Annotated in this window: 12 protein-coding genes; 6 read left to right on the top strand and 6 right to left on the bottom strand. The window is 45.6% G+C overall.

The genetic code is table 11. The features are described 5' to 3' along the window. Positions 1 to 173: 173 nt before the first annotated feature. Together ITG12_RS07720 and ITG12_RS07715 are read left to right on the top strand one after the other, a co-directional pair. Positions 174 to 2,369 carry a 5'-nucleotidase C-terminal domain-containing protein gene (locus ITG12_RS07720; RefSeq protein WP_061036067.1) on the top strand — a complete coding sequence of 732 codons (2,196 nt, stop codon included), beginning with the start codon at positions 174 to 176 and terminating at the stop codon, positions 2,367 to 2,369. A gap of 90 nt (positions 2,370 to 2,459) precedes the next feature. Then, positions 2,460 to 3,650 (top strand): YibE/F family protein, encoded by a 1,191-nt coding sequence (locus ITG12_RS07715; RefSeq protein WP_061036068.1) that lies wholly within the window; start codon positions 2,460 to 2,462, stop codon positions 3,648 to 3,650. Between the two features lie 87 nt (positions 3,651 to 3,737). Here ITG12_RS07715 and ITG12_RS07710 read toward each other — a convergent pair whose 3' ends face one another. From ITG12_RS07710 to metN, 3 genes are read right to left on the bottom strand one after another with little or no spacing between them, the layout of a single operon-like run. Next, complete coding sequence (locus ITG12_RS07710; protein ID WP_042603908.1) at positions 3,738 to 4,547, bottom strand: MetQ/NlpA family lipoprotein; 810 nt, start codon at positions 4,545 to 4,547, stop codon at positions 3,738 to 3,740. 32 nt (positions 4,548 to 4,579) lie between these two features. Continuing rightward, positions 4,580 to 5,257 carry a methionine ABC transporter permease gene (locus ITG12_RS07705; RefSeq protein WP_038865400.1) on the bottom strand — a complete coding sequence of 226 codons (678 nt, stop codon included), beginning with the start codon at positions 5,255 to 5,257 and terminating at the stop codon, positions 4,580 to 4,582. Then, positions 5,247 to 6,281: a methionine ABC transporter ATP-binding protein MetN gene (metN, locus tag ITG12_RS07700; RefSeq protein ID WP_104026510.1), complete on the bottom strand. Its 1,035-nt coding sequence runs from the start codon at positions 6,279 to 6,281 to the stop codon at positions 5,247 to 5,249. Before metN ends, ITG12_RS07705 begins: the two co-directional genes overlap by 11 nt. 343 nt (positions 6,282 to 6,624) lie before the next feature. Between metN and gmhB the strand changes: the two genes are divergently transcribed. The 4 genes from gmhB (at position 6,625) to treC (ending at position 11,576) form a co-directional block, all read left to right on the top strand. Then, the gene (gene gmhB, locus ITG12_RS07695) at positions 6,625 to 7,176 is read left to right on the top strand and encodes a D-glycero-beta-D-manno-heptose 1,7-bisphosphate 7-phosphatase (RefSeq protein ID WP_038865397.1); all 552 of its coding nucleotides are present in this window, start codon (positions 6,625 to 6,627) and stop codon (positions 7,174 to 7,176) included. 74 nt (positions 7,177 to 7,250) lie between these two features. Further along, complete coding sequence (gene treR, locus ITG12_RS07690; protein WP_045419253.1) at positions 7,251 to 8,195, top strand: trehalose operon repressor TreR; 945 nt, start codon at positions 7,251 to 7,253, stop codon at positions 8,193 to 8,195. Between the two features lie 178 nt (positions 8,196 to 8,373). Beyond that, the gene (gene treB, locus ITG12_RS07685) at positions 8,374 to 9,798 is read left to right on the top strand and encodes a PTS trehalose transporter subunit IIBC (protein WP_248873918.1); all 1,425 of its coding nucleotides are present in this window, start codon (positions 8,374 to 8,376) and stop codon (positions 9,796 to 9,798) included. 92 nt (positions 9,799 to 9,890) lie between these two features. Then, positions 9,891 to 11,576 carry an alpha,alpha-phosphotrehalase gene (treC, locus tag ITG12_RS07680; RefSeq protein WP_038875598.1) on the top strand — a complete coding sequence of 562 codons (1,686 nt, stop codon included), beginning with the start codon at positions 9,891 to 9,893 and terminating at the stop codon, positions 11,574 to 11,576. A 94-nt stretch (positions 11,577 to 11,670) separates the two neighbouring features. On the opposite strand, the gene ITG12_RS07675 is transcribed toward treC, so the two are convergent. The 3 genes from ITG12_RS07675 to ITG12_RS07665 form a co-directional block, all read right to left on the bottom strand. After that, positions 11,671 to 12,570 carry a hypothetical protein gene (locus ITG12_RS07675; RefSeq protein ID WP_038875600.1) on the bottom strand — a complete coding sequence of 300 codons (900 nt, stop codon included), beginning with the start codon at positions 12,568 to 12,570 and terminating at the stop codon, positions 11,671 to 11,673. A 131-nt stretch (positions 12,571 to 12,701) separates the two neighbouring features. Next, complete coding sequence (locus tag ITG12_RS07670; protein WP_038875603.1) at positions 12,702 to 14,228, bottom strand: winged helix-turn-helix domain-containing protein; 1,527 nt, start codon at positions 14,226 to 14,228, stop codon at positions 12,702 to 12,704. A gap of 90 nt (positions 14,229 to 14,318) precedes the next feature. Beyond that, entirely contained in the window at positions 14,319 to 14,921 is a 603-nt protein-coding gene (locus ITG12_RS07665) for a YitT family protein (protein ID WP_038875605.1), read from the bottom strand. Positions 14,922 to 15,097 lie beyond the last annotated feature (176 nt).

The following is a 15,097-nucleotide window of genomic DNA, read 5'->3' as shown; positions in this document are numbered from 1 at the left end:
GATTGTGATCTTTGTTCATATTCAAAGAAAAATGTAACTTAGTTGCATGCTTTATAAGCATTGAAACGTTTGCTTCTCAAAAAATTAAAATAACATCCATATCCTTTTTAAGGTTTTGGGAAGAGGGCCCCTTCCGAAAATATATATAAAAAAATAATCTGGAAGGAATTGTGATGACATTATTTAAACGAAGCCTCGTCTGTATTGCTGTTGTCGGCCTGATGGCTGGCTGTAATGACGACGATACGAAATACGTAGAAGTTCCATCGGACTACAGCCCTGTAGTCGCAGAAGGCAAAACACTGACTAACACGCCTGATGTGGTTGTGAAAGGTGAAGCGACACAAGCGGATGAAGTCACCATCGCTATTGCGGCGACATCTGACCTACATGGTCGTTTATTCGGTTTTGACTATGCATTGAATGCGGAAGATGACGACGCTGGTATTACGCGAATTGCGACTCTGCTTGCTGACCAAAAAGCGGCGCACCCAAATATGATCCTGATTGATATCGGTGATACGGTTCAGGGCAACTCCGCGCAGCTATTCAACGATGATCCAACTCATCCAGTAGTCGAGAGTATGAACTCTCTTGGTTTTGATGTTTGGGTACCTGGCAACCATGAATTCAACTTTGAGCGTTCGTTTGTCGATCGCAACCTCGATCATTTTAATGGTGCGGTACTGTCTTCAAACATCAAATGGGAAAGCAACGATGTGAACTACATTCGTGCGTTCCAAATGTTTGAAGTGGAAGGCGTGAAAGTGGCGATCGTTGGTCTAACGCCATCGAACGTCCCGAACTGGGAAGCGTCTGCGCCGGATCACTTCAAGGGTTTGAAGTTTGAGAACGAATTGGATGCCACTAAAGAAGCGGTTGACCAACTGGTGTCTAAATACAATCCAGACGTGATTGTTGGTGCACTTCACCTTGGTCGCCAAGAAGATGGTGGTGTGGGTGTTTACGAAATCGCGTCAGCAATGGCGGATAAATTCGATGTCATCTTAGCGGGTCACGAACACGCGAACTACATCGAGCAAGTGAATGCTGATGGCACGGTTACCCCAATCAGCAAATCAACATCAGAAATCGGCGGTGAAAATACGTTGATTGAAGACAAAACCAAGTCTGGTGAATACAACCAAGACAACCGCGTGCAAAGCGTCAAAATCATTGAGCCGGGCAAGTGGGGGGCTTACCTTGCGAAAGCTGAGATTCAACTGAAGAAAGTTGATGATAAGTGGACAATGGAAGACACCACATTGACCAACATCGGTACGAAGAAAGTGGAACAAGAGCAAGCGCTGCAAGCGAAATTCCAATACGTGCATGATATCTCGGTTGAAGACGCAACTCGTGAGCTTGGTCGTGTAACGGGTGACTTCACACCAAGCGCAACTGGCTTCCCAGATGAAGCGACAGCGACGGATTACAACTACACCGCGGAGCGTCTGTACTCGACGATTCACCTTGCGAAAGTCGTTGATACACCGTTGATGGACGTGATTAACCAAATCCAAATGCAGAAAATCGAAGATGCTGTCGGTGAAGGTAATGGTGCGGTTGTGTCTGCTGCGTCGTTGTTCTCTGATCAATCTAACCTGATCGATGGTGAAGTGTACACCAAAGGTAAATCGACCAACTTGTACAAGTACGACAACACCTTACTTGGCGTTGAGATGACAGGTGCGAACCTAAAACGCTTCATTGAGTGGTCATACTCTTACTTCAACCAGTATCAACCGGGTGACATCACGGTGTCGTTTAAGAAAGGCGCGCCAGCTTACCTATACGACCAATTTGATGGTGACATCGAGTTCACTGTGGATCTAAGCAAACCGTCGTTAGAGTTGGATGAAAACAACGCCGTAACGAATGAAGGTAGCCGCGTGAATATCACCAGCATTGGTGGCGAGCAGTTCGATCCAAATGCGACTTACAAAGTGGCGATGAACAGCTACCGCTTTGGTTCGCAAATCCAGAAGTTTGGTTGGGCGAGCAAAGACGATGTGTTCTATGACTCAGTGAATGAACAAGTGTACGCAATTCGCGACATGCTGACGGAGTATGTTGAAGAGAACAAAGGTATCAACGTGGCAGATTTCAGTGGCAGCGTGGGTAACTGGTCATTCACTCAATATCTACCAAGTGGTGATATCACGACACTGCGTGGGGGCGAAGGCAAAGCGCTGTGGGATCAATTGAAGAACATGGAAATCTGTGTCTCGATTGACTTGGAAAACCCAAAGTACCCAGCGATTGTTAAGTCTGTGAACATCAATGATTCGTCGAGCTACTTTGATAATCCTAACAAAGACGCGGCGACCCTTGATGAGAAAGTCGCAGGTTGTAACCCAACTCATTAATCCTGCATGTGGGCGCGGTAATCTTTACTGCGCCTAATTTTACTCACTAGAGGCAAAGCCCGTTTAGTGAGTGATGTAGAAGAGTGCTTCATGATCAAAAGAATCTATAACCGATGGGGTTTCACCCTACTGATTACCCTTATCTCCACGCTTATCTTCCAGTTTTCTTCTTCGTGGAGTGAAGATTTCCGTCCTAAATCTCGTCAGCAACAAGAGTTTGTTGAAGCGACCGTCACGCGTTCGATCTCAAACCATGTTGCGCCAGATCCGCTCGTGCCGGATGTGATGACAGGTAAGCAAGTCTTCATGGCAAAAATCCTTGAGGGAGAGAGTGAAGGTTTAGAGGTGGAAGTCACCAATCCTCTTAGTCGCCAGCACAACGTGTATGTCAGTGAAGGCGATACCTTCATCATGATGATTCGTGAAACCACCAATGGCACCGTCTATTGGGCGTATAACCACAAACGATCAGACGCGATTTACCTGATGCTTGCGCTGTTTTGCGCGCTGCTGCTGAGCTTTGGCAAGAAAGAGGGCATCAACTCAATGGTTGCTCTTTATTTCACTGCTGCCTTGATCGTTGGCGTGTTGGTGCCGAGTATTTTTGCGGGTTGGAATCCGATGTTGGTCAGCATCTTATTGATGGTGGTGATCATCGTGGTCAGCTTTATTCTCGTTTCTGGCTATAACCGTAAGAGTTTATGTGCCATGGGCGGCACGTTATTGGGCGTGATCGCCGCAGGTGTAATGGCGCAGTGGTTTGGTGAAATGGCGCACTTGTCGGGCATTTACCTCGACAAAGGCGAAGACGTTATTTATCTAACGTCGGTGAAGATGGGCATTCGCTGGTTGATGTTCGTGACGATTGTCGTTGCTGCGCTTGGCGCTGTTATGGACGTTGCGATTTCGATTGCATCGGCGTACGCGGAGCTGCAACAAACTGATCCGAAACTCAAGCCAAAGCAGTTGGTTAGAGCATCGATGAACATTGGTCGAGACATCATGGGAACCATGACTAACACCTTGATCTTGGCGTTTGCTGGCGGCTCATTGACGACCATCATGATGGTGTGGGGGCTTAACATGCCAGCGAGCCAGTTTATGAACATGCCGCTGGTGGGACTTGCGGTGGTGAATGCGTTAGCGGGCAGTGTAGGCATTGTGCTTACTATCCCTTTTACTGCATTTTTAGCGCCTTATGTGTTTAAACATCCGCAAGTGGATACGCAGCCAGAACAGGAGAAAAAGAAGGTTGAGCAAGACGAAATTCAGCTGTTTTAACGATATAAAACCGCAATGAAAACAAATGCAAAAAGGGCGCTCCGATGAGCGCCCTTTTTAAGTTTCAAGTGTTGTAGAAAGAGGGGATTACCAACCTTTAACTACGCCACCTTTGAAGATGTCTTTCGCTGCTTCGTAAACTTCATCAGTTTGGTATGCTTTCACGAAGTTTTGTACGTTAGCGGCTTGAACATTGTCTTCACGAGCAACGATTAGGTTTACGTATGGAGACTCTTTGTCTTCTACGAAGATACCATCACGCTCAGGTGTTAGGTCGATTGAGCTTGCGTAAGTCGTGTTGATGATAGAAACCGCTACGTCATCAAGAGAACGTGGAAGTTGTGCTGCATCTAGCTCCACGATAGTGATGTTTTTCGGGTTACCAACGATGTCACGTACTGTTGCTTGTAGACCAACGCCATCACGCAGTTCTATCAGACCTTGTTGTTCAAGAAGTAGAAGAGAACGACCAAGGTTTGTTGGATCGTTTGGTACTGCGATACGAGCGCCATCTTCGATCTCATCAACCGATTTAACTTGCTTAGAGTAACCCGCAATTGGGTATACGAAAGAGTTACCAGCCGTTACTAGCTTGTAGCCACGGTCAGTTACTTGCTGGTCTAGGTATGGCTTGTGTTGGAACGCGTTTGCGTCGATTGAGCCATCATCTAGCGCAGCGTTTGGTGTAACGTAATCAGTGAACGTCACCAACTCAACATCCAAGTTGTATTTCTCTTTCGCAACTTTTGCTGCTACTTCAGCAACTTGAGCCTCTGCGCCCGCCATTACGCCAACTTTTACTTTGTTTGCGTCGACTTCTTTATCACCACAACCTGCTAGAACAAGTGCAGAAGCGGCAGTGGCTACAGTCAAAAGACTCTTAAGGCTAAATTTCATCTTTATCTCCTTATAATTGGTATTTTCAATTCTTATCTGTGGTCTACACGGCGTACGATTGCATCACCGATAGACTGAATAATTTGTACTAACACAATTAGCATCACGACTGTCACGGCCATGATAACGACATCATAACGGTGGAAGCCATAACGGATGGCTACGTCACCAAGACCGCCGCCGCCTACCGTCCCCGCCATTGCTGAATAGCTTACTAGTGTTACTAGGGTAATGGTCACTGAGTTAACAATAGTCGGCATTGCTTCAGGAAGCAGAACTTTTGTGATGATTTGAGTTGGGGTTGCGCCCATAGACTGAGCTGCTTCCACTAGGCCTGTCGGCACTTCCAGTAAAGCACCCTCGATCAGACGTGCCACAAATGGGATTGCACCAATCGTGAGTGGAACAATCGCTGCCGTTGTACCAATAAACGTACCGACAAGCAGCTTGGTTACTGGAATAATCGCAACCATCAATACTAGGAAAGGCACTGAACGGCCAATGTTGACTATCGCACCAAGAACGCCATTTAGCTTGGTGTTTTCAAGCAAGCCACCTTTTTTAGTGGTATGCAGAATCACACCAAGAGGGATGCCAACCGCGAAACCAACGATGCCAGCAACTGCCACCATGTAAAAGGTTTCCCACGTTGCGCCCAAAAGTAGGTTGCTGTTTAAGCTCAGCCATTCAGAAATCGTATTAAAGGACATAGCCAAGTACCTCTACTTTCACGTTGTGCTCACGCAGGAATTCAATTGCTGCGTTATCATCTTCTTCGCTACCAAACAGTTCTGCGACCATCATGCCGAACTTCACGCCGCCAGCGTAGTCCAGATCGGAACTTAGGATGCTCACGTCGATGTTGTACTTACGAGCGATTTGCGTCATCAGAGGGGCATCCACGGTTGCACCAGTAAATTCTAGGCGAACCAACGGGTAGCTGTTTTCTATGCGCGTAGTTTGTAAGCGAGCTTGGTAATCTTCTGGAATAGAAAGATCCAAAGTAGAGCGAATGAACTCGTGTGCCAGTGCTGTCTTCGGATGAGCGAAGATTTCACCCACGGTGCCTTTTTCCACAAGTTCACCATCACCAATGATCGCCACTTCGTGACAGATGCTCTTAACCACTTCCATTTCGTGAGTGATAAGCAGAATCGTGATATCCAGCTTGCGGTTGATTTCTTTTAGAAGTTCTAGGATTGACTGCGTCGTTGCAGGGTCGAGTGCGCTGGTCGCTTCGTCACACAACAAAACACTTGGATCAGAAGACAGAGCACGTGCAATCGCCACACGCTGCTTTTGACCGCCACTTAGGTTTGCTGGGTAGCTTTCGTGCTTGTCAGAAAGGCCAACCAGTTTAAGCAACTCAGTCACTTTTGTTGTGATTTGCGATTTGTCTTTGCCTGCTAGCTCAAGAGGGAGTGCGACATTATCAAAAACGGTGCGAGACGATAGCAGGTTAAAGTGTTGGAAGATCATCCCGATGTTGCGGCGGGTTTCTCCCAGTTGTTTCTTGTTGAGTTTAGTCAGGTCTACGCCATCAACAATGATGGAGCCTGATGTTGGGGCTTCCAGCATATTCACGCAACGGATCAGAGTACTTTTACCCGCGCCCGATGAGCCGATAACACCAAAGATGGTGCCCTTCGCGATATTTAAGTTAATGTCCTTAAGGGCAAGAATTTCCTTACTGCCTTGGTAGAACACTTTATTGACGTTTTTAATTTCTATCATGTTTCAACCTGCACAGAGATACTGGGAACTTCGCTGTTAAAAACGGCTTTTAACAGGAGTAAATTTTGAACTCTATCTCAATTCTCAGTTGATGCTATGGGTTAAGCAGTAGTAAGTCAATAGATATTTTTACGTCTAGACGTCTAAAAGTATGGATGTTTTGTTAGGAAATAAAGCAAGAAGATGTTCGGCGGAACGGGATATAAAAGAGGGATATTCAAGATTTACCGATTCTCGGGTGACAAATCAACTGTTTTGTCACTTCCTCATACCAATTAGATAGTGTGAGTGCTTATAAGGTATGTAATAATCTGATGAAACCGAGTAAATAGAGAAATACGTTTTGGCAAAACCTGCTGTTTTTATCGATCGTGACGGCGTGATCAACGTTGACCATGGCTACGTTCATGACGAACATGATTTTGAGTACATTGACGGTGTCTTTGAAGCGACGAAAGCGCTGAAAGATAAAGGCTACCTGTTGGTGCTTGTGACCAATCAATCAGGCATTGCACGTGGTAAATTCAGCGAAGATCGTTTCATTTCTTTGACTCAATGGATGGACTGGAACTTTTCCGACAACGGTGTTGAGTTTGATGGCATCTATTACTGTCCTCACCATCCGGAACACGGTATCGGCGAATACAAACAAGATTGTGATTGTCGTAAGCCAAAACCAGGCATGTTCATCTCTGCTCGTGATTTTTTGAAAATCGACATGGCTAAGTCAGTGATGATTGGTGATAAAGCCGAAGACTTGATGGCGGCTGAAGCGGCTGGTGTTGGTACTAAGATTTTGGTTCGCACTGGTAAACCAGTTACCGAACAAGGCGAAGCGATTGCTACGGTTGTTCTCGACAGCATTGCAGACGTTCCTGCATACCTAAACAAGTAATCTTCATTACTGATTGAGATAAGGGAAGCCGCTGCTTCCCTTTTATTTAAATCCAACTTTTAGTTTGATCACTTATGAGCAAAAAACTCACTATTCTTGATATCGCGAAATTGGCAGGTGTTGGTAAATCGACAATAAGCCGTGTGTTAACCAATGATCCTAAGGTGAAACCGCAAACGCGAGAGAAGGTAGAAAGAATCATTCGTGAATCTGGTTATGTACCTTCTAAGTCTGCACAGTCGATGCGTGGGGGCAGCCAGAAAGTGATCGGGGTGATTATATCTCGTTTGGATTCCCCTTCAGAAAACCGTGCCGTCGGCACTATGCTCAATGCTTTGTATTCAGCAGGGTATGACGTGGTGATCATGGAAAGTCAGTTCGATCGTGAAAAGACCAACGAACATTTAAACGTACTTAAACGCCGTAATGTCGATGGTGTTATCGTGTTTGGTTTTACTGGGTGTGATGAGCAAGCGTTAGCGGAGTGGGGCAATCGCATTGTCGTGATCGCGATGGATACCAAGCTAGTCTCTTCTATTAATTACGATAACCAAGGCGTTATTGAGATGGCGTTGTCACACCTAGAGCAACAATCTATTTCTCGCATTGCTTATATCGGCGTTGATCCAGAAGACCGTACGACGGGGCTTGCTCGCCTGAAGACTTACCAATCTTGGTGTGAGAAAAAGCGCATCGAACCTTGTTTTCAAACCGGCAAGCTTAGCCATGAAAGTGCTTATCATCTGGTGGATCAAGTCGTTCAATCCGACACGCAAGCCATCGTTTGTGCCAGTGATACCATTGCTCTTGGGGTGATTAAGCGCCTGCAAGAAAGAGGGCGTGAAGATGTCGTGGTTACTGGTGTGGGTGGCAATGAGCTACTTTCCTTCCTTTTTCCAAATGTTTTCAGTGTGGACCCCGGTTACTCTCTCGCAGGTGAAAAGGCCGCTAACATGCTGATTAATCAATTAAATGGTGATGAGTCTGTGGTGCACTTTACCCAGCAACCAGTTCGTTAATAATCCTCCTTTCGATGGTTTGCTCTAAAATTATACTGTGATCGTTCTCAATTAATGGGATTGTTCCCATTTTGTTTTTGAATGCGGAGTGGCAATATAAAAATCATCGAATGGGAATGTTCCCATTATAAAAATAAAATGATGAATTGAATGTATCCAATACAGGGTGGACAAAGTTATGAGTAAGATTGCGCGTCAAGATGTACAGCGTCTTATTGAACTGGTCGGGGGATCGGACAATATTGCCAGTGTAAGCCACTGTTTAACTCGCTTGCGTTTCGTGTTGAATGACACTGACAAAGCCGATATTGAACAATTAGACGCATTACCTATGGTAAAAGGCTGCTTTACTAACGCAGGTCAGTTCCAAGTGGTGATTGGTACTGAAGTTGATGAGGTTTACAAAGTACTGATCGAGCTGACGGGTAAAAGTGAAGCGAGCAAAGACGAATCAAAAAACGCAGCTCGTCAAAACATGAACATTGTTGAGCGTGGTATTTCTCACCTTGCAGAAATCTTTGTGCCATTGTTACCGGCGATCATCACTGGTGGTCTGATTCTTGGCTTCCGTAACGTGATTGGCGACATCAAGATGTTTGATGGTCAAACGCTAACGGAAATCAGCCAGTTTTGGGCAACGGTACACTCTTTCTTATGGCTAATTGGTGAGGCGATTTTCTTCTTCTTACCGGTTGGCGTGTGTTGGTCAACAGTCAAAAAACTCGGTGGTACTCCGATTTTGGGGATTACATTAGGTGTGACACTGGTTTCGCCACAGTTAATGAACGCCTATCTGATTGGTAAGCAAGTGCCAGAAGTGTGGGACTTTGGCTTATTCGCCATCGAGAAAGTGGGGTATCAAGCGCAAGTGATTCCGGCCATGTTAGCGGGTGTCGCCTTGGCATTCATAGAAACTAATTTAAAGCGAATCATTCCTTCATATCTTTACCTCGTTGTGGTGCCGTTTGTCTCTATCATCGTATCTGTGATTCTTGCGCATTCTATTATTGGTCCATTTGGTCGTATGTTGGGTGACGGCGTTGCTTTCGCAGCAAAAGCAGCCATGACGGGTGACTTCGCGATGATTGGTTCAACCATCTTTGGCTTCCTATACGCACCTTTGGTGATTACGGGTATTCATCACACTACCAATGCGGTTGACCTTCAACTGATGCAAGAGCTAGGCGGTACGCCAATCTGGCCATTGATTGCACTATCAAACATTGCTCAAGCTTCAGCGGTAGTCGGCATCATTATCATCAGCAAAAAACACGGCGAGCGCGATATCTCAGTGCCTGCGGCTATCTCTGCTTATCTTGGTGTAACAGAACCTGCAATGTACGGCATCAACTTGAAATACAAATTCCCAATGCTGAGCGCGATGATCGGTAGTGCGATTGCCGCTGCTATCTGTGGTAGCGCAGGTGTGATGGCGAACGGTATCGGTGTGGGCGGTTTGCCGGGCATCTTGTCTATCCAACCACAATTCTGGGGTGTATTTGCTCTGGCGATGTTGGTGGCGATTGTTGTACCAGTGGCACTGACCCTTGTGTTGTATAAGCGTGCGCAAATGAAAGGCGAGTTAGAAACCGCTAGCGCGTAATTCGAACTGAGGTAGCGATTTGGTTGCCTCGTTTATCTTCTCTATTTTTTAAGATTTTTAAGTTTCCGTTTAATGGTGAGTGAGCGTTAGAAATGGCAATGACCAAGCATGATGAGAGCTGGTGGAAAACCGCAACCATCTACCAAATTTACCCAAAAAGCTTTTGTGACAGTGGAAGTAAAGGCACGGGCGATATCAAAGGGATCATTTCTAAACTGGATTATCTAAAACACCTTGGTGTGGATGCGATTTGGCTGACGCCGGTTTATCAATCACCAATGATCGACAACGGTTATGACATTTCCGATTACTACGCGATCAACCCAGATTTCGGCACCATGCAAGATTTCGATACCCTGTTGGCTGAGGCTCACCAACTGGGTATTCGAATCATCATGGATATCGTGGTCAACCATACTTCGACAGAACACAAGTGGTTTCAATCGGCACTGGGTGACAAAAACAGCCCTTACCGTGATTACTACATCTGGAAAGATCCTGTTGATGGCGCAGAGCCAAACAACTGGCAATCTAAGTTTGGTGGCAACGCTTGGGCGCTGGATGAAAAAACGGGTCAGTACTATTTGCACCTTTTTGCTAAAGAGCAAGCGGACTTAAACTGGGAAAACCCGGTAGTGCGTGAAGAAGTGAAAGAAGTCATCAGCTTCTGGGCAGAGAAAGGTGTCGATGGTTTCCGTCTTGACGTTATCAACCTGATTTCCAAGCAGCAAGATTTCCCAAGTGACGATATTGGTGATGGTCGCCGTTTCTACACGGATGGTCCACGTGTGCACGAATACCTTCAAGAGATCAGTGAAGCCGTATTCCAGAAATATGGTAGTGTGACGGTAGGTGAAATGTCTTCCACCACGCTAGAGCATTGCCAGCAGTATTCAGCGCAAGATGGCAAAGAGTTGTCGATGGTGTTCAATTTCCACCACCTGAAAGTCGATTACCCGAATGGTGATAAATGGACGAAAGCGCCGTTTGATTTCATCCAACTGAAACAGATCTTCAACCACTGGCAAACCGGCTTAAATGGCAAAGGGTGGGGCGCGCTATTTTGGTGTAACCACGACCAACCACGCGTTGTGAGCCGATTAGGTAACGACGAACAATACCGTGTTGAATCTGCCAAAATGCTTGCGGCATCGGTACACATGATGCAAGGCACGCCTTATGTTTATCAAGGTGAAGAGATCGGCATGACCAACCCGGGCTACACCGAAATCAGCCAATATCGCGATGTTGAAAGCACGAACATGTACGACATCATGGTTAATCGCGATGGTGTATCTCACGACGATATGATGGCGATTTTGGCGCAGAAGTCGCGTGATAATTCACGTACCCCAATGCAATGGAACAGCGCGAAACATGCGGGTTTTACTGAAGGCACGCCGTGGCTAGAGGTGGCTCAGAACTATTCTGAGATCAACGCGGAAGCCGCAATTGCCGATTTGAACTCGGTGTTCTACTTCTACAAGCGCTTGATTGAACTACGTAAACAGGTTCAAGTAATCACTGATGGTCGTTACGAGGACTTGCTGCCAGAGCACAAACGTATTTTTGCTTACGCTCGCCAGAACGACAAGCAAACGTTGTTGTGTATTAACAATTACTACGGCGAAGAAGTGGAGTGTGTGTTACCAGAGCGCTTTGATATGAGCAAAGCCAAGAATCTGCTTTCCAACTATCAGAATGCGACCAGCGCGATTACTTCCAATCATCAAGTTCTGCGTCCTTACGAAACACGCATCTTGCTGATTGAGTCTTAGAGGCAAATAAAAAATACCCCTAAGGATTTCGATCCTAAACAAAAGGCTTTGGAGTGCTCCCCAAAGCCTTTTTTCTATGAGATAAGACAGCGGCTTATGCTTTCTCGATCTTGCTCAGTGTCGCTTTCTCTTCACTGATTTGAGCCTGTTCTGCTTTCAACAGTTCAACTTGTTCAATCAACCCTAGTGCAGGGTTGAACCAGCGCTCTGCGGATGTTTCAAACTCCATTGAGTCCATCTCGTCACATCTTAGGTTATAAGTATTCGTTTCGGTTAGGTAGGCGGCTTCAATTGATTTGCCAGACACTTTGAAAGTTTTGCGTGCGCCTGTTTCGGTGATTTGTTGGCTCCAGCCCGCTTTACAGTTTGCCTCATTTGGCAAAGTTTTTACCCATTGGTGATCATCAAAATCATTCAGTAGGTTTGCCACTTGTTCACCATTTAGATCTAAAATGACTGAGACCGTGTTTACGCTGATATCAATGTTCGGATCTTTCTCCTTAACTGTCGAACCTTCCAAGCGAAATACTGGGCTGCTGTTCATGATGGGTACGATAAAGCGATGATCAACGAGATAGGTGTCCGTGATTTCATGCAGTGCGCCATCCGTACCGGCAAAGTAAATCGACTTCTCTTCTTCGCCGCTCTCTTCCACTTGCTGTGATAGGTAAAACTGAGTGATACCGTTGTTGACTAAGTCATGGATAACTTGTTGCACTGGAGCTGATTGTGGGATCAGAGTTAAAGCGTCAAGAAGTTCTTGGCTGCTCATTGGATCAAAATTCATCAGCACCGAGCCCACTTGTTGCCCGTCTGCAGAAATGGCGTAGTTCAGTTTTGTTGTTACTACTGGGGAAAAAGATGAGTTTTGGATCGGGTAATCGATGCTATTTTGTGGGCCTTTATTGCCGCTTGATGAGCCGGAAGAAGAGCCGCCGCCACAGCCGTAAAGTGCGATCGTAGCTGCTGCGATAAGCGTCATTTTTTTAAGCATGAGTTTACATTCCTAGTTGGTAAAGGCTGATAAATCGAGCCGTTATTTGAATGTCGCCATGCTAAGTTTTGAGTGAGAAAAAGGGCAAAAAATAAAAGCTAATAGAGTTAAATGAAAGCTTAATTTTATATTTAGGTCTTTGTTTTATCTGGATTAATATCTGCCTCGATATTGGTGCAGTATTCTTCAATTAATGCCTTCCAACGCATCACTATTTCCTTTTCCTTAATACTGACACGCAACTTCTTCCAAGGCTGTAAGCAGGTTTCTTTGGATTCTGGTTGTGACAAGCGACTAAACAATTCTTCAGAAGGCATTACGCGCAGCAGAGCCACCAAAGACTCCATATAATTGAGGCGGAATTGGTCAAGCTTATTCTGCTTGTAGGCGATATGAGAGACAAAAGTGTAAATCAGGGCATTTTGAATCAATGAATCTCCTGCCGGTGTCGTCAAGAAAGTTTTCGCCTTATCGAGATTACCAAGTTTGTAGTGGAGGATCCCCATCCATAAATTTAACTCATCAGGTAAGGCGTCAAACCCGGATTGTACTTGATAAAGAAAACCTTCGAGTTCGGCTTTATTTTGTTCGTATAAAGCTAAATGCCGAGCAATCGTGATGGCGGCAAACTCATCCATGTTTTTGATATCAGTCGTTGAAAATGCTTTTCCAAGCAGCATTTTCTTGTGGGCGTCACTCAGATGCCAAGTGCTTTTGGACGGTTCTGGTAAGTTGAAGTATTGGGCAATGTCCGTGTGGAGCTTAAACAAATCCGACTGTAAGTGTGCGGTGCGAAGCATGTATTGGTTACGAAAGGCCAGTTTACCCGTAGCAGGGTAAATCAAGTTCATTTTTGCCTTTAAAACACCTTCGGTCGGACCATCTTTGAGTTCAATATTAAGTTGATAATCGCTGGTTTGCATGTTGCGAGCGCCAGGGAAATAAGGCGTCTTGTTGATTGGATCGAGGAAATAGCTCGGTGCATCTTGGTTAGCGATGTCCGTATATGGGTACTCAACTTGTTGTTGCAATAATATCGCTTTCACCATGGTGCGGTATTCCCTTGCCTCTGCACCTAAGGCATCAACACGATTAAGCAGTAGCTCCACTTTTGGAATCAGCAGTTGGTTACGAGTTTGCTGAGTGGAGACTCCTTGCTGTTGCCAGACAATAACGGAAAGTATCACGCAAGAGGCAGCTAGCAGAGCACAAAGGCAGTAGGCGATAGGCCATTTCAATGACGAAGTCGTTTTTTGTGGGTTTGCCACCTTCGCTTTACGTTTGTCGGCTCTCGCTGGTGGTATTAACTGAATGTTGGCTGGGTTGAAAAAGTAACCTTTACGCGGGTAGGTCACCAATAGTTTGGCGGCATCATGCTCTGGTAAGTGCTCTTGTAGCAAGGCCCGAAGTGTACTGATTCGATTGGTAAGTACGTTCTTTGAAATGAACTTACTTTGCCAAATGGTCTCTATGATGGTTTCTGCAGACAGCGGGTGGCCAACACTGGTGAGCAGCAGTTCTAATAACTCGATGCTACGCGGCTCAAGATCGATAACGACCGCTTGTTTGTGAAGGGTTTGAGTCTCTGGGTTGTAGATCAGCTCGCCAATAACAATCTGACTGTTGGTTTGTTTGGCTCGTTGTAGGAAGTCGCGCATACCATCATGAGTGATTAGGAAATGGCGAAGTATTATATAGTCATTGGAGCGCAAAATCTTATAAATTGCGCTCCAATTATCACAGAAAGGTTATGAACCGTAGCTCACAGAATAGCGATGTGGTTTGTGGTTCATCGCAAGCACTAGGTTCAGTGCGAATGCACCAAGAATCGAGAGGCCGATAACCCAAGGCGTGACGAAGAAGAAAGACGCAAATAAGATGCAAGCGTCAATCGCCATCTGCGATTTGCCAACAGAAATGCCAAACTTGTCTTGAATGAATAAGCACAGTACGTTGAAGCCACCCAAGCTTGAACGATGACGGAATAAGATCAGCATACCTAAACCCATCAGTAAGCCACCGGCTACCGCACAATAAACCTCGTTAATCGATTCAAGTGAAATCAGCAAATACAGGTTGTCCGCAAAGATAGAAACCAAAGCGCCAGAAATTGCACTATTAATCGCAAAATGACGGCCGAAGCGTTTCCATGCTAGCAAGTAAAAAGGACAGTTGGCTAAAAAGTACAGCACACCAAACGTAAAAGGTGTAAATTGGCTAATAAGCAGAGCTAATCCTGTGGTGCCTCCGGTTAAGAGGCTCGCGGATTGGAGAAAGAAAACGCCTTGAGCGACCAAAAAGGTCCCCGTAAGAATTGCCATCCAGTCTTCTTTTCTTGAGTGTTTTTCCATCTATTATGCAGTCGTTAGTGATAAATCGGGCGTGCATAGTAGTAAAAAGATGATCTTTTCGGTAGCTAGAGGGTAAAATTTGCGGTAAACCTATGTAATTGTCGTTTTACAGGGTGTAAAGCACAAAATTGACAGTCAACGGATCATGGTTAAACGATTGCAACATCGTCATGATA

The sequence above is a fragment of the Vibrio sp. ED002 genome (genome assembly GCF_023277445.1).
Classification (GTDB): domain Bacteria; phylum Pseudomonadota; class Gammaproteobacteria; order Enterobacterales; family Vibrionaceae; genus Vibrio; species Vibrio jasicida.
Note: the sequence above shows the minus strand (reverse complement) of the source record. Positions and strands in the feature narration are given on the sequence as shown.